This is a genomic window from Thiomicrospira aerophila AL3 (assembly GCF_000227665.2).
Lineage (GTDB): Bacteria > Pseudomonadota > Gammaproteobacteria > Thiomicrospirales > Thiomicrospiraceae > Thiomicrospira > Thiomicrospira aerophila.
Window position 1 is genome coordinate 1,562,789 of the sequence record NZ_CP007030.1, and the last position, 14,263, is coordinate 1,577,051.

At 45.7% G+C, this 14,263-nt stretch carries 17 protein-coding genes; 13 read left to right on the forward strand and 4 right to left on the reverse strand.

The genetic code is table 11. The features are described from left to right. Positions 1–6 precede the first annotated feature (6 nt). Positions 7–1,287 carry a glutamate-1-semialdehyde 2,1-aminomutase gene (hemL, locus tag THIAE_RS07675; protein WP_006460652.1) on the forward strand — a complete coding sequence of 427 codons (1,281 nt, stop codon included), beginning with the start codon at positions 7–9 and terminating at the stop codon, positions 1,285–1,287. 22 nt (positions 1,288–1,309) lie between these two features. Here the strand turns inward: hemL and THIAE_RS07680 are convergent, their stop codons facing one another. Together THIAE_RS07680 and THIAE_RS07685 are read right to left on the reverse strand one after the other, a co-directional pair. After that, positions 1,310–2,542 (reverse strand): flagellar assembly protein T N-terminal domain-containing protein, encoded by a 1,233-nt coding sequence (locus tag THIAE_RS07680; protein ID WP_006460653.1) that lies wholly within the window; start codon positions 2,540–2,542, stop codon positions 1,310–1,312. Next, positions 2,542–3,492: a chemotaxis protein gene (locus THIAE_RS07685; RefSeq protein ID WP_006460654.1), complete on the reverse strand. Its 951-nt coding sequence runs from the start codon at positions 3,490–3,492 to the stop codon at positions 2,542–2,544. The genes THIAE_RS07680 and THIAE_RS07685 overlap by 1 nt, the downstream gene beginning before the upstream one ends. Before the next feature lie 81 nt (positions 3,493–3,573). Here THIAE_RS07685 and flgA point away from each other — a divergent pair, with 81 nt between their 5' ends. From flgA to THIAE_RS07705, 4 genes are all read left to right on the forward strand, one after another. Further along, positions 3,574–4,341, forward strand: a complete 768-nt coding sequence (flgA, locus tag THIAE_RS10620) for a flagellar basal body P-ring formation chaperone FlgA (RefSeq protein ID WP_006460655.1) — start codon at positions 3,574–3,576, stop codon at positions 4,339–4,341. A gap of 84 nt (positions 4,342–4,425) precedes the next feature. Then, positions 4,426–4,737, forward strand: coding sequence for a flagellar biosynthesis anti-sigma factor FlgM (flgM, locus tag THIAE_RS07695; protein ID WP_006460656.1), 312 nt, complete (start codon positions 4,426–4,428; stop codon positions 4,735–4,737). A gap of 10 nt (positions 4,738–4,747) precedes the next feature. Beyond that, the gene (gene flgN / locus THIAE_RS07700; RefSeq protein WP_006460657.1) at positions 4,748–5,203 is read left to right on the forward strand and encodes a flagellar export chaperone FlgN; all 456 of its coding nucleotides are present in this window, start codon (positions 4,748–4,750) and stop codon (positions 5,201–5,203) included. A gap of 72 nt (positions 5,204–5,275) precedes the next feature. After that, entirely contained in the window at positions 5,276–5,836 is a 561-nt protein-coding gene (locus THIAE_RS07705; RefSeq protein WP_006460658.1) for a PilZ domain-containing protein, read from the forward strand. Here the strand turns inward: THIAE_RS07705 and cysQ are convergent. Beyond that, positions 5,825–6,658 (reverse strand): 3'(2'),5'-bisphosphate nucleotidase CysQ, encoded by an 834-nt coding sequence (cysQ, locus tag THIAE_RS07710; protein WP_006460659.1) that lies wholly within the window; start codon positions 6,656–6,658, stop codon positions 5,825–5,827. The two genes, THIAE_RS07705 and cysQ, sit on opposite strands and share 12 nt — an antisense overlap. Continuing rightward, complete coding sequence (gene nudE / locus THIAE_RS07715; protein ID WP_006460660.1) at positions 6,655–7,236, reverse strand: ADP compounds hydrolase NudE; 582 nt, start codon at positions 7,234–7,236, stop codon at positions 6,655–6,657. The genes cysQ and nudE overlap by 4 nt, the downstream gene beginning before the upstream one ends. 119 nt (positions 7,237–7,355) lie before the next feature. On the opposite strand from nudE, the gene yrfG reads away from it, so the two are divergent. The 8 genes from yrfG to THIAE_RS07755 all read left to right on the forward strand — a co-directional run bounded on the left by yrfG (position 7,356) and on the right by THIAE_RS07755 (position 14,262). Continuing rightward, entirely contained in the window at positions 7,356–8,039 is a 684-nt protein-coding gene (gene yrfG, locus THIAE_RS07720; RefSeq protein WP_006460661.1) for a GMP/IMP nucleotidase, read from the forward strand. Then, positions 8,036–8,596, forward strand: coding sequence for a redoxin domain-containing protein (locus tag THIAE_RS07725; protein WP_006460662.1), 561 nt, complete (start codon positions 8,036–8,038; stop codon positions 8,594–8,596). The genes yrfG and THIAE_RS07725 overlap by 4 nt, the downstream gene beginning before the upstream one ends. A gap of 27 nt (positions 8,597–8,623) precedes the next feature. Continuing rightward, positions 8,624–10,501 (forward strand): ATP-binding cassette domain-containing protein, encoded by a 1,878-nt coding sequence (locus THIAE_RS07730; RefSeq protein ID WP_006460663.1) that lies wholly within the window; start codon positions 8,624–8,626, stop codon positions 10,499–10,501. A 60-nt stretch (positions 10,502–10,561) separates the two neighbouring features. Continuing rightward, the gene (locus tag THIAE_RS07735) at positions 10,562–10,795 is read left to right on the forward strand and encodes a hypothetical protein (RefSeq protein WP_006460664.1); all 234 of its coding nucleotides are present in this window, start codon (positions 10,562–10,564) and stop codon (positions 10,793–10,795) included. Further along, positions 10,785–10,985: a PIN domain-containing protein gene (locus tag THIAE_RS07740; RefSeq protein ID WP_006460665.1), complete on the forward strand. Its 201-nt coding sequence runs from the start codon at positions 10,785–10,787 to the stop codon at positions 10,983–10,985. Before THIAE_RS07735 ends, THIAE_RS07740 begins: the two co-directional genes overlap by 11 nt. 16 nt (positions 10,986–11,001) lie before the next feature. Beyond that, a complete protein-coding gene (locus THIAE_RS07745) occupies positions 11,002–11,871 on the forward strand; it encodes a PhnD/SsuA/transferrin family substrate-binding protein (RefSeq protein WP_025299373.1) in 870 nt (289 codons plus the stop codon). A gap of 202 nt (positions 11,872–12,073) precedes the next feature. After that, positions 12,074–13,171, forward strand: a complete 1,098-nt coding sequence (locus tag THIAE_RS07750; protein WP_006460667.1) for a porin — start codon at positions 12,074–12,076, stop codon at positions 13,169–13,171. Between the two features lie 170 nt (positions 13,172–13,341). Continuing rightward, entirely contained in the window at positions 13,342–14,262 is a 921-nt protein-coding gene (locus THIAE_RS07755; RefSeq protein WP_006460668.1) for an MBL fold metallo-hydrolase, read from the forward strand. The last annotated feature ends 1 nt before the right edge of the window (position 14,263 follow it).

The window sequence follows — 14,263 nt, forward strand, 5'->3', positions numbered from 1 at the left end:
GAAATTATGTCACGTTCTCACGATTTATTTATTGCAGCACAAAAACACATCCCAGGTGGTGTTAACTCGCCCGTTCGAGCATTTAAAGGCGTCGGTGGTGACCCGGTTTTTTTTAAAGCCGCAAAAGGTGCCTATTTAACTGACGAAGATGATAAACAATACATCGATTATGTCGGTTCATGGGGCCCGGCCATTTTAGGCCATGCTCATCCTGATGTGATAGCTGCTGTCCAACGTCAAGCCGAATTTGGTTTAACCTTTGGCGCACCAACTGTTATGGAAACCACCATGGCTGATCTAGTGTGTGAGCTAGTACCCAGCATTGAAATGGTCAGAATGGTCAGCTCAGGTACCGAAGCCACCATGACAGCCATACGTTTAGCTCGCGGCTATACTGGACGCGACAAGATTGTAAAATTTGAAGGCTGCTACCATGGTCACTCAGATTCGCTATTGGTTAAAGCCGGTTCAGGCGCATTAACCTTGGGCGTACCCTCCTCACCAGGCGTACCTGATTCACTCGCCAACCATACTCTGACGCTTACGCATAATGATGCCGACGAAGTACGCAAAGTCTTTAATGAAATCGGTGACCAAATCGCCTGCATTATTGTAGAACCGGTTGCTGGTAATATGAACTGTATCCTACCAGAGCCAGGTTTTTTAGAGACACTGCGTGAAGTGTGTGATGAGCATGGTAGCGTGCTGATTTTTGATGAAGTAATGTGTGGTTTTAGAGTAGGTTTACAGGGTGCCCAAGGGCGCTATGGCGTGCAAGCCGACCTCACCACCTATGGCAAAGTTATCGGTGGCGGCATGCCGGTGGGTGCCTTTGGCGGTAAGAAAGAAATCATGAGCCATATTGCGCCACTCGGTCCCGTCTATCAAGCCGGCACGCTTTCAGGCAACCCCATCGCCATGGCAGCAGGCCTAACGACGTTGCACATGCTAAAAGAACCAGGTTTCTTTGATCAGCTAGAAGCCAAGACCGTCAAGCTAGTGCAAGGCTTACAACAGGTAGCCGACGCCCACTCTATTCCATTTACCACCAACCACGCAGGGGGGATGTTTGGTTTCTTCTTTAGTGAAGAAAAATCCATCAGCCGCTTTGCCCAGGTTGCCAAGGGTGATATGGAAAGATTCAAGCGTTTCTATCACGGGATGTTACAAGAAGGCATCTATTTAGCGCCTTCAGCCTATGAAGCCGGCTTTATTTCTATCATGCATTCTGATGAAGATATTGCCAAAACCATCGCGGCCGCCGATAAAGTCATGGCCAGCTTATAAAACCAACCAGTCCGCCTCGCAGCTACCAGCTGCGTAGGCGATCCCCCAAAGCTATCCTAGCACCATCGCGCTGTCCTACTACGCGCACCACTGCAAACTGCCCAGCTAATCGCACCACCTCAACAAACCCGGCTGGAAGAGTATCAGTCCCTAATACACGCCCCTGAAAACGCACCTGAGCACCTTCTAGGCTATACCATGCTAATTGGTCGCCTACACGCACACCCGACTGCTGATGCAAATACACCACCACATCCTCGCCACGCACTTCCAATACCGGCACATCTAAAGCTAAACATTGCAGTGTCGCCATAACACTCTCAACCTGTTCATTAACCACTTGATCAAGTGCCTTGCCTGTCGGTGTCGCTAAAAATGCCGCCGTGCCCACAGGTTTATCGCGCCCTACCCGTGCCGACCCAGCAAACTGATGGCCAGCGCGCTGCTGATGACGAATTTGCTGCTGATCCAAATCAACTAAATACCATTCCAATTCAACAAAGCGGTGATTAGGACGTACTTCAAAATCATAGCTACGACGGATATGATTCAAAATTCTAGAATCCGTATTTTGTGCGGCTAGGGATCTGACCACGGTAAACAAAGCATACTGCGCACCCGTTTGCTCCTGAATCGGCAATAAGGCGTCAGGCGAAAGATTAGGAGTAATTAGCAGGCCTGGTTGTAAAGTCTGTGCAACATCATAGGGTGCGATATTTTGCCAACCCTGTTGATTAAGTTTACGGAGAATATCTGTTTGTAGGCCCAGCACCAGATTAGCAATATCTCGAGCCTGATCTGGAAATTCAACAAGAGGGGGTAAAACAGCAACACGGTTTTGATAGCTATTTTCTAATGGTAATGCACAGGCACTGCTTGCCGAGTACTGGTCAGTTATGGGCTCAACACAGACACTTAAAACCACCCTAACCACACCTGCTTCGGCATCCAACTCTTCACTCAACAATTCAAAACTCGTGACTCTTGCCCGACTTCGAAAACGACTTTGTTGCTGTGTTAAACCCTGACGCATATCAAGGCTTTGATCCAAATCAATATCTACCCCCGCCTGCATCACCGCCTGCTCTAAAGCATTGCGTATCGCCATCTGACGATTATAAACTTGATCACCTAACTCGGTGGAGGCTAACCCAGTCACCCTCACATCACAATTGACCGCTTTGGAGGACATGGGAAACAACAAAACCAAATTTAAAATGAAAACACTAAGCCAAGCGGATTGCCAGTTTTTCATTAAATCACCTGTTCAATTCGTTGCACAATTTCTTTGGCTAACTCATCAGCATGCCATTTTGATAAGAAACGATTCGCGCCCACCTTTTCGGTTAACTTGTCATTAAACCCTCCACTTAAAGACGAGTTGAGTATGACATAGAGATCTTTCAAACGTTCATCTTTACGGATCTTCGCCGTTAGGGTGTATCCATCCATTTCAGGCATTTCAATATCTGAAATCACCATTAACACCCGTTCAGGAACTGGTAATGCTTTGCCTTGATCAGCTTCATCAGCCCATTCAAATAGCAAATCGAGTGCTTTTTTGCCATTATTAACGATTAAATGGCGAACGCCTAGGCTATCCAAAATACCTTTGAGCTGAGTACGGGCGACGGCCGAATCATCTGCACCAAGAATAAAAAAGTTTTTACCTTGTGCTTTAGTAATACTGGAGGGTATTAAGTTATCCGGCATAGCCGCAACCATTCCCGTTACCTCTGACAATACTTTTTCAACATCGACAATTTCAACGATTTGCTGATTGACGCGAGTAATACCTGTTAGGTAACTGACCTGGTGAAGTGAATCAGGTGGAGGCAAAATATCCTCCCAACGCAGATGAACAATCCGATCCACATCCTCTACGACAAAGCCCTGAACTGAACTATTAAACTCAGTTACGATTGTTAAACTAGCTGAAAGCTTTTCAGGTGGCACTTTAGGCAAGTCCAAGGCTAATGCAAGGTCAATCATAGGCATGGTTTGGCCTCGAATATCAGCCACACCAATCACCCGGTAATCGGCTTTGGGCACAGGTGAAATATCAGGGGTTCTGATTACCTCTCGAACTTTAAACACATTAATGCCGAATAACTGATGCCCTTTGATATTAAACAGCAATAACTCCATCCGGTTCATTCCGGCCAGAGACGTACGCTGATCAACACTTTTCAGAAAACTCGACATAGCCTATAGTCCTTATATTACAATTAAGCCTAATTATTCCAGTTTCGCCGCAATACAACAAGCCACATTTGAGCCATTACCATGATTGATCAGCTAAACATTCGATATCGCACGCTCAATACAAGTTTAACCTTAACTTGGGTCATTGTGACTCTGGCCATTATGTTACTGCCTGCTGCTGTATTAGCGAATACGACGCCTATTTCGAACAAACAGCAAGACATGAGCCAAATTTATATCAAAGTAGAAGATCATCTGCTAAATGAACTACACCAATTTACAGCTTATCCACTACACAACATAAACGTGACTGTTAGACCGCTTCCTGATCGACTCAACCTAAGCGCATGTTTAGACACCCTGCTAATTGAAAGTCGGTTGCACGAACGTCTTTCCGCTCGCACTACGGTCAGTGTACAGTGTAGTAATCCAGCTTGGCGAATGTTTGTTTCGGCAGAAGTTTATGCCGAAACACCGGTTGTCATTGCCACTCAACCTATCCTCCGTAACGCATTAATCAGTGAAAACGCTGTAACACTAGCGCTTAGACCTATTAACCAAATACGTCAGCAACACCTGCATCAATTAGATCAGGTTATTGGTCATCGAGCGAAACGGGCAATTAGTCCTAATACGATGATTAACATTCAGATGCTCGATCCACCTTTCTGGGTCATAAACAACCACGAAGTCACCATCATCACACAAATCGGTGGGTTGGAAATACGTGCGCCCGGGGTCGCTTTAAGCAATGGGCTCGTACAAGAACAAATCCAAGTTCGCAATTTAAGATCTGATAGAATAATACAAGGTATTGTTGTTGCACCCAATACGGTGCTGGTGCCGTAAATTAACAAAGTATCAAAAGAATAATTAAAGTTTTTGCACAGACTGCCGTAACCCACTATATAAAATTTTGATAGGTGCATAGTCATGGATATAAAAACAGTTGCTGCAAGCCTAAATGGCACAAAGTCTCTTGACACTCGCAGTCAAGAACGTGCATCGCAAGATCAAAACGTGTCGCTTAATCCAGCTAGCAAAGCGGGTAATGATCAGGTCACCCTAACAGATGTTTCGCAAAAATTATCAGGCCTGACTGACAACACAGCCACACTAGAAGATCGTCAAGCCAAAATCGATCAAATTAAAGCCGCTATTTCAGCGGGGGAATATCCTATTAATCCTGAAAAAATTGCTAGCAAGCTAATTGAAACAGAACAGCTATTTGCACGTCTAAACTGAGTTCAATCCTGTGAGTCTTGGCCAACTTAACCATTTTAACAACTGGGCATTAATTACTGAACTTAATGCTCAGTTGCTTGCATTTATTCAACTTCTAGAAAAAGAAAAAACCAGCCTAACCTTACAAAAAGTTGATGACATTCTTAGTTGTGTTGATGAAAAAACCATTATCACCACACGACTCAACGAACTGATAGCGCAACTTAACCCCCATAGCCTGGCTGACATTACAGCAAGCGCTGCAAATGACCCAAGCACTCAATCCCTCGCATCTGAATTCAAAACATTATCAGTACAAGCCCAAACACAAAACGAAAGTAATCAAACGCTATTGGCCACACTCTATAAAATTAATGGCCAGTTACTCAACTCAATTGAACATTCTTTACAACCAAGCTTTAAGGGTTATTCTCCTTCTGGTCAACCAAGCAAGCAATCCAGACATCGTTCCCTTGGCGAAGCATAATTTTAGTTGATATACTGGCCAAAGGGCTTAGAATTATGTCTGCCAAAATATAAGATCTAAAAGGGGTTAGATGTGGATGTAAGTCAACGCAGGTTTTTTCGACTGGATGTTAAGATACCTTGTGGTTATCATGTTTTGACTCAGCAAGAAGCTAACATTAGTGTCTTACCCAACGTACCTGACTCAAAATTTATTGAAAACCATTTCTTGCCAAGTTTTACCAAAATTGATCAGGAAATCCAGCAAGCGCTTGATTTAATCGGTCAAAAAAGTCGAGTATTGAGTGATATTATTACCTTGATCAATAAAAAAATTGACCTTTTTCATGACCGGATCCAATTTTCTGACCTAACCAATACACTACCAATAAGAGACGTCAATCTCAGCGGTAACGGCATTATGTTGCCTATCAAAGAGATGGTCACGAAAGAGCACAAAGTCGATATTATTTTCAAAACATCCCCGACTAGTGAACCCATACTCGTTCGCTGCACTGTCGTCAATATAGTGCGCGATAACAACATTCAAAAAGTCGCACTCACTTTTGATCGAATCTCTGAAAAACAACAACGTGAGATAGTCTACTTCTTACAAAACAAAGAAATTGAATACAACCTGAAATCACGCACTTAAGGCACTGAGCATGACAGCATGCTCCTGCAACCAGGCTAAATCTCCAATCACTACAAAATGGGGGTTTAGCAAATCTTCCGTTGGGAAATAACGCAAGGGTTGTAACGACATATCTAGCAATGCCCCGCCAGCCGCCTCTACAATAACTTGGGATGCCGCAGTATCCCAATGAGAGGTAGGACCAAAGCGTGGATAAATATCCGCTTGCCCCGTCGCCACTAAACAGGATTTAAGTGCCGAACCCATCGGAAGATACTCGACCCCTTCGTCTTTTAATCGCTCTAGCACACTATCTAAACGTCGGCCATGCCGACGACTCGCGGTGACCTTAAAAGGTGCCTGCGCCGGTGTCCGCGTGCGCAGCTTTTGGAGACGGCCATCTCGCGCCAACATCGCCTCCCCCCCCTCATAGGCGCTAAACATTTGATTAGTCACCGGTGCAAAAATCACGCCTAACCGCGCAATGCCATCGACAACCAATGCAATATTGACGCAAAACTCATTGGTTCGCTCGACAAACTCTTTCGTACCATCTAACGGATCAACCAACCAAAAGCATGACCAGGCCTGGCGCTGAGCAAAAGGCGTATTAACAAGGTTTTCTTCGCTCACCACGGGAATATGTGGGGTTAACTTTGTTAAGCCCTCACGGATGAGTTGATCGGCCAAACGATCCGCCTCAGTCACAGGTGAGCCATCCTGCTTCTGCTCGACATGGCAATCGGGACACTGATAAATATCCATAATAACCAGCCCTGCTTGTCTTGCTAGATGGCACACACTGGGCAACCAGGCCTGGTAATCTTGATGAGTGGGTGTCACGCAATTTTCCCCAAATGAGTTAAAGTTAAAAATAACGCAGCATAGGCACGCCCCTCGCTAAATTCTGCCTGGGCCAGCAATTCTGGCCAGCGGGCAAGCGGCCAATGCAGCGTTTGTAGTGGCTCGGGCTCGTCACCCGCATCTGAGATGTCAACCTGCAAGTCTTGTGCTAACACCAGATGCGTATGATGATCCATGTAACTGGCAGCTAAACTGACCTTGTCAAGCAGATGTAAACGACTAGGGCGAAAACCAATTTCCTCCTGACATTCTCGAACCGAGGCATCTTGCCAAGATTCGCCCGGATCGATTTTCCCTTTCGGAAAGCCCAGCTCATAACGCCCGACACCGGCGCTCCATTCACGAATCAGCACAAGTGCATCACTAACAATAGGCACCACCAGCACCGCACCAGCACTCTGCGAGACCAAGCGCTCATAGTCCGCAGTCACCCCATTACTAAAACACAAGGATTGCTGTTCGATATTAAACAATCGAGTCTTAAGCAAGGGTTGCGTAGCTAAAATCTGCGGACCCTGCAGTGGTAAGACAGAGGGTAAATCTGGGTTTGCCTTCATGATTTAAACAACCTTAGCCATCGATTCGGCATGCATTCGGTTTAAGTAGTAAAGAAATACCGTTATAATCAGAGCATCATAAGTTAAAGCCCGTCATTGAGCAACCAACAGGAGCATTGATGCAACCAGAACGCTGGCAACAAATAGATACCGTGCTACTCGATATGGATGGCACGCTGCTTGATTTGCATTTTGACTGGACGTTTTGGATGGACTATTTGCCCAAAGCCTATGCCGAACATCATCATCTTCCGCTAGAGCAAGCGCAACATACCGTCAGAACAGCTATTGCAGAGCAAACTGGCACGCTTAATTGGTATTGTTTAGATTATTGGAGCGAGCGATTTGAGTTGTCTGTTGCAGATTTGAAACAAGATATTAAACATCTCATTCGCGCCCACCCCGATGTGCTCAATTTTCTAGATGCATTGAAAAAAAACCATAAACAGGTGATTATGGTCACCAACGCGCATCGCGATGCCCTGGCCCTGAAGTTAGAAATGACGCAGATCGCCCCCTATTTTGATCAGATGATTTCTGCGCATGATTATCGCTGTCCAAAAGAAGACCCCTCACTTTGGGCTAAAATTCAACAAGACGTGCCGTTTGATCCTGAACGCACATTGTTAATTGATGACAATATTCGCGCACTACAGACCGCCGAATCCTTTGGGATTAAATATTTGTTAGCAGCCATTCATGTCAGCCCGCACCTCGACAAAATCGATCCGCAAGGCTTTGATTTTTTTGAATTCTTTAGTGAAATCATGCCTCCAAGTACATCACCACAAGGCACGCTATGACCCATAACTGGCAACAGCGGATTAAGCAGGCCTGGCGCAATCCTTGGATAAATAACGGCGTTTGGATTTTAGCCGCTGTTATTATTTATTTAGTGCTTCGCCCTTATTTTCAGGGCGATGTGGTGCGAGATCAAGCGCCAGATTTTCAAGTATATAGCCTGAGCGGCGACCCCATTACCCTCAGTGAGTTGCGTGGCGAAGCAGTACTCATCCACTTTTGGGCCACCTGGTGCCCAATCTGTACCTTCTCGCGCGACGGAGTCGAAAATATTGGCCGCGATTACCGAGTTTTAAGCATTGCGACGCAATCGGGCAGCGATGCCGAACTTTTAGCTTATGCACAAGAACATGGCATGAATCCGGCCTGGATTATCAACGACCAAGATGGCCAGTTATTCCGCCGTTATGGCGCAAAAGCCGTGCCGGCCGACTTTATTATTAACCCTCATGGCGATGTACAATTTGTTGAAGTTGGTGTCACCTCTGCCTGGGGCTTGCGTATGCGTCTCTGGTGGGCGCAGCGTTTTAGCAAGCAAACCTCACCTCATCCCGCCTAATGACCCTTTTTGGAATTTAAATAAACCATGGCTTTATTATTTCTACGCGATATTTCCCTTAGTTTTGGTGCGGCCGCACTGCTCGATAAAATCCATTTCCAAGTCGACAGCGGCGAACGCGTCTGTATCGTCGGACGTAACGGTGAAGGGAAATCCACCCTGCTTAAAGTCATCGAAGGCATCCAGCCTGCTGATGAAGGCAGTCGCATTGTGCAAGACGGGGTCAAAATCGCCAAATTGCGCCAGGATGTACCGCATGATATTGAAGGCTCCATTTTTGATGTGGTGGCGCTGGGTTTAGGCGACATAGGCGAAACCCTCAAGGCCTATCACCATGCCGCGCTGGAAGGCGATATGGATCAGCTTGAAAAACTGCAACACAAAATAGAAGCGCAAAACGGCTGGGAAATGAATCAGCAGGTGGACACGATTTTATCCAAACTCGATCTGCCGGCCGATGACGAATTTTCTGCCCTGTCCGGCGGCATGAAACGCCGGGTACTATTGGCGCAAGCGCTGGTGCAAAAACCGGATATTTTATTGCTCGACGAACCGACTAACCATTTGGATATCCCCTCTATTCAATGGCTGGAAGGCTTTATTAAAAGCCTGCGCTGTGCACTGGTGTTTATCACCCATGATCGCGCATTTCTGCAAGCCCTTGCCACCCGGATTGTCGAGGTTGATCGCGGCCAGTTGTTTAACTGGGAATGTGATTACGCCACCTACTTAGAACGCAAACAAGCCCAGCTCGAATCCGAAGCCAAATCCAATGCCGAGTTTGATAAAAAACTGGCGCAAGAAGAAGTCTGGATTCGTCAAGGCATTAAAGCCCGCCGCACCCGCAACGAAGGCCGCGTGCGTGCGCTAGAAAAATTGCGTTTGGAACGTCAGGCGCGTCGCAGCCAACAAGGCAGTGCCAATCTACAGGTCAATGTCGCCGACACCTCCGGCAAAAAGGTCATCGAAATTACAGACCTCAGTTTTGCTTGGCCGGATAAGGTCATTGTCAAAGACTTCTCCACACTTATTGTGCGCGGCGATAAGGTCGGCCTGATCGGCCCGAACGGCTGTGGCAAATCCACGCTGCTCAAACTGCTGCTTGGTCAAGAGCAACCGCAGCAAGGCCGTGTTGAACTCGGCACCAATTTACAAATCGCCTATTTTGACCAACACCGCGCCAAACTGAATGAAGAACTATCTGTTGCGGAAAACGTGATGGATTCGAGTGACTATGTCGAAATCAACGGCCAACGCAAACACATTATTGGCTATTTAAGTGATTTCCTCTTCGCCCCTGACCGCGCACGCCAACCGGTGAAATCCCTCTCCGGTGGTGAACGCAATCGCCTGCTGCTGGCACAAGTGTTTGCCAAGCCGTCCAACCTGCTGATTCTTGACGAACCCACCAACGATCTCGATGTCGAAACCCTTGAATTGCTTGAAGACCTGTTGCTTAACTATCAAGGCACCGTGCTAATTGTTAGCCATGACCGCGCCTTTTTAAACAATGTGGTGACCAGCTCAATCGTATTTGATGCACCAGGCCTGGTAAATGAGTATGTCGGCGGTTATGACGATTGGTTGCGCCAACGCCCGAATCTTGATACATCAAGCGCCAAAACTAAATCACTCACTAAAAGCGAAGCAAAAGTAGAAACCAAGGTGGACGACAAGCCCGCCAAAAAACTCAGTTATAAAGACCAACGCGAATACGACGCCCTGCCCGGCTTGATTGAACAGCTCGAAACCGAACTCGAAGCCCTAGGTGCACAAGTGGCTGACCCAGAGTTTTATCAACAAGACCAAAGCGCCATTGACAAAATCCTAGCTAAAATACAACATAAAGAATCCCAACTCGAACAAGCGTTTGAACGCTGGGAAATGTTAGAAAGCCAATTATAAATTTGGCTAATAAGGCAAGTTTGCTAGAATGTATTTCTGAGTCCAGAAAAGGAAATCGTCATGTCTGCTATTGAATTTAAAACAACCGCACTGGGTGAACATATTGATATTCCTGCGCAATTTAAATCCCTTTTTAAAAAGCCGGTAAAAATCACAGTGCGCCTAGACGAAGACAGCGAAACCCAGCAATCACGCTTCGAGCAGAATTATGTAGAAGTTGAAAATGTGTTTGGCGAGATCAACCTCGATTTAAGCAAATTTAAGTTTGATCGCGAGCAAGCCAATGAGCGCTAAGGCTTTTCTTGATACCAATATCTTGATTTATGCCTTTGATCAGGATCAGATCAAAAAACAACGTGCTATGCACTTAATTGTTGCTACCGCATTGGGCGCAAAATGCGATAACCTCTACTCAGAAGACCTACAACATGGTCTAGTCATTGACAACCAACTTCAAGTTATCAATCCATTTCGGCGGGATTAACTTGTTTGAACCTCGAATGTTAGTAATGCGCAACCACCTACAGCAGTTATTCAAACCAGCAGGCCTGCTGGTTATGGTGTTGTTGTTTGCGGGTTGTCAGCAAGACACTTCTGTTGAACCTAGCACACAATCACTTGATCACGCACCCGCACCAGGCCTGGTGCTGGCGGTGCCGCCCTATGAAATGCCATCGCGCATTCAGCAGCGTTTCGAACCGTTGGTGCACTACTTAAGCGTGGTACTAAACCAACCCGTATCACTCTATATCACCCACAGCTACGAAGACCAGATAAAACGCTTAGTCAATGGTGAGGTAGATTTGGCCTACATCGGACCGGTATCTTACCTAAAGGCACAAAAAACGGCTGCAACTGCAGGCCAACCATTGCAACTTATTGCTGCAGAAGCACCATATCGTGCCGCCGTCATTGTTCATGAAAACAGTGATATTACCTATTTACCTGAACTCCTCAATCGCTCCATTGCATTTGGATCCTACCACTCCTACAGCGGTCACTTTATTATTCGTCAATTGTTGCGCTTAGATGGTATTTATCTTAACGACCTGCAGTTTTATAGTTTTTTAGGGCGCCATGAACGCGCAATTATGAGTGTCGTGCATCAAGAGTTTGATGCTGCAGCAACAACTGAAGGTCTTGCTCAACGGTTTATTAATAATGGATACCCTATAAAAATTATTCGCACCTCTGAGTTTTTGGCGCCTACAGTCATAGTTGCAAGTGACCAGCTACCAAGTACACAACGAGAAAAGCTGATTGAAGCTTTACTCTTTAATCCCGCACCAGACTTGGAATTTAACTTTTATGATGTTGCAGATGAAGAATTTGCCGAAGTGGCGCGCATCCTTCATAAACTAGAACGCTAGAAACCACAGCCCTTGCAAAATGCAACGCCTGTTGCATTTCACGCCCCTATCAAAAATACCAAAACCCATAAATAACTTAAAAATCAATAACTTATAAATTGGCACACTTATTTCTAAATAGGTGACATCGTTAAACGACGATTAATAATAATTAAAAATTAGCAATAGCTGCAATTAAGGCTAACTAAAAGAGGGTTTTACCATGAAATTAAGAGCAACAGCCATGGCGAGCGCCGTCGCCGCAATTTTAGCTTCACCCCTAGCCATCGCTGATGATGTACATAAGGTTTTTGGACAAGTCAATATTTCGGTGGATAGCACCTCCGTCAGTGGCAAGGGTTTAAGTGTGGGGCAAAAAGATGGCTCTGCCGCATTTGTTGGTCGTAATAAAGGCACGGGCTTTAAATCGAATGCCTCACGTATTGGTTTGATGGGCAATATGGCGACAAATTTAGGCGACGCGCGCCTAACCTATGTTGCCGAACTTGAATACACTACAGTGGGTGACACGGGCGCTGATAACGTATTTGGTCGCGAAGCCACTGTTGGCTTAAATAGTAAAACTTATGGCTTTATCCGCATGGGACGTTTAACCCCGATGTACAAAGCCAACTATGCCGCCATTGATCCTTGGACAGACCATGTACTACAAGCGCGTGCCGGTGGCCAACAGGGTGCTTCAAGCTTAAATGCCAACTACTTTAATAACGCGATTGAGTACCGCTCACCTAACTTTAATGGTATTAGTTTTAGCGGTTTTTACTCCATAATGCATGATAAGTCTGATCAAAGAATGCATAACGCTGGGGCAATGGCTCGTTACCTTGGTGGCAATGCATCTGGTGTAGGTATTCGTTATATGAAAGACGGAATTCGACTTGCATTAGACACGATTAATATTGACGCTGATACGATCGGGGCTGGTGGAGTAGGCGGCGTCAATGTTAAAAACGGCAACGCTAACAAACTAACGGCTGAATATAAGACAAAACAATATGCGCTAGCAGCACATTATGAAGATGCGACCGGTATTAACCAAGGCACTAACATTTTTGCTGTAGGTAGTTATTACCTTGGCCACTCCACATTTACAGCGAGTTATGGTGTTAACCAAGGTGACTCAAAAAACACATTTGGTACAAAAGATGCCACCACCATGGGGGTTGGCTACAAATACAAACTTAATCAGCGCTCAGACATCATCGCAGGCTACACCGTGCATGAACGCGATACCAACGCAGGTTTAAGCCGCCAAGCGAGCACCTTTACCGTCGGAATTGACGCGAAATTTGGTTATTAAATAACCAAACTGCTAAGGCTTGCAAACTTAGCAACTGCAATGTTGAATGCTGTTTTTGCCGGGGCGTTGCTCCGGTCTTTTTTTAAGTCGAATTTATAGAGGCACACTTGTATAAAGCCGATTTTGATATACTTAAAAAACTTGAATAATAACTAACGGAGAAATACAAAATGAAACTAAATTGGTTTAGCTCAGCTGTGTTGGCCTGTGTGATCAGCGCCCCTGCTTTGGCCGATGTGGTAAAGTTTGAACAGGTCACTGACAATGTCTATGCCTTTATTGGTGAAATCGATGACCGTACCAAAGCCAATCTTGGCCTGAATGCCAATATTGGTTTAGTTGTAACGGATGCCGGTGCAGTCATCATTGATACTGGTGCCGGCCCGCGCTCGGCCGAAGCTATTGCTAAAGCTGCCAAAAAAATCACTGATCAAAAAATCGTTGCCGTGTTTAATACCGGGTCACAAGATCATCGTTGGTTAGGCAATGACTACTTTGCGCAACAAGGTGCGACCATCTATGCGATGGATACCACAGTGGCTACCCAACAAAACATGCTTGATTCGATCCTAAATAGAATTATGGCCGTAGACGACATTTTTCGTGATCAAACGCCTGTTCATGCGAGTGAACCCTTAACCGGTAAACACGCCAGTATCACTATTGGTGGCACCACCTTTGAAGTTAAATACTTCAACGACGCCCATTTCCCCGGTGATGTAGTGATTTGGTTACCCCAGTCAGAAGTCTTATTTAGCGGCGACCATGTCTATGTTGATCGCTTACTCGGTGTTCACCCACATACACATGCCGTTAAATGGTTAGACGCCTTTGAGCAGATGATTCAATTACCGGCAAAATATATTGTGCCAGGGCATGGCGCGGTGTCGGACAAAGCAAAAGTTCAAGCTGAAACTGGTGATTATCTAAAACAACTGGTAGAAGCTATTAAAGAGGTGCAAGAAAACTTTGGTGCACTCGATGAAGTCACCCCGTCACGCGATTGGTCACAATTTCAACATTTGCGTCACTTTGATGGCTGGCATGGCCGTAATGTAAGCAATACCTTCATGCGCTTAGAAATGGAGTAAT

What these genes read in the sequence shown, in the direction of transcription:
- flgM (WP_006460656.1), top strand. Translation starts at nt 4,426, where the DNA reads ATGGATATAAAAACAGTTGCTGCAAGCCTAAATGGCACAAAGTCTCTT.
- THIAE_RS07730 (WP_006460663.1), top strand. Translation starts at nt 8,624, where the DNA reads ATGGCTTTATTATTTCTACGCGATATTTCCCTTAGTTTTGGTGCGGCC.
- nudE (WP_006460660.1), bottom strand. Translation starts at nt 7,236, where the DNA reads ATGAAGGCAAACCCAGATTTACCCTCTGTCTTACCACTGCAGGGTCCG.
- flgA (WP_006460655.1), top strand. Translation starts at nt 3,574, where the DNA reads ATGATTGATCAGCTAAACATTCGATATCGCACGCTCAATACAAGTTTA.
- THIAE_RS07745 (WP_025299373.1), top strand. Translation starts at nt 11,002, where the DNA reads ATGTTAGTAATGCGCAACCACCTACAGCAGTTATTCAAACCAGCAGGC.
- hemL (WP_006460652.1), top strand. Translation starts at nt 7, where the DNA reads ATGTCACGTTCTCACGATTTATTTATTGCAGCACAAAAACACATCCCA.
- THIAE_RS07680 (WP_006460653.1), bottom strand. Translation starts at nt 2,542, where the DNA reads ATGAAAAACTGGCAATCCGCTTGGCTTAGTGTTTTCATTTTAAATTTG.
- THIAE_RS07750 (WP_006460667.1), top strand. Translation starts at nt 12,074, where the DNA reads ATGAAATTAAGAGCAACAGCCATGGCGAGCGCCGTCGCCGCAATTTTA.
- THIAE_RS07740 (WP_006460665.1), top strand. Translation starts at nt 10,785, where the DNA reads ATGAGCGCTAAGGCTTTTCTTGATACCAATATCTTGATTTATGCCTTT.
- THIAE_RS07725 (WP_006460662.1), top strand. Translation starts at nt 8,036, where the DNA reads ATGACCCATAACTGGCAACAGCGGATTAAGCAGGCCTGGCGCAATCCT.
- yrfG (WP_006460661.1), top strand. Translation starts at nt 7,356, where the DNA reads ATGCAACCAGAACGCTGGCAACAAATAGATACCGTGCTACTCGATATG.
- THIAE_RS07735 (WP_006460664.1), top strand. Translation starts at nt 10,562, where the DNA reads ATGTCTGCTATTGAATTTAAAACAACCGCACTGGGTGAACATATTGAT.
- THIAE_RS07755 (WP_006460668.1), top strand. Translation starts at nt 13,342, where the DNA reads ATGAAACTAAATTGGTTTAGCTCAGCTGTGTTGGCCTGTGTGATCAGC.
- THIAE_RS07685 (WP_006460654.1), bottom strand. Translation starts at nt 3,492, where the DNA reads ATGTCGAGTTTTCTGAAAAGTGTTGATCAGCGTACGTCTCTGGCCGGA.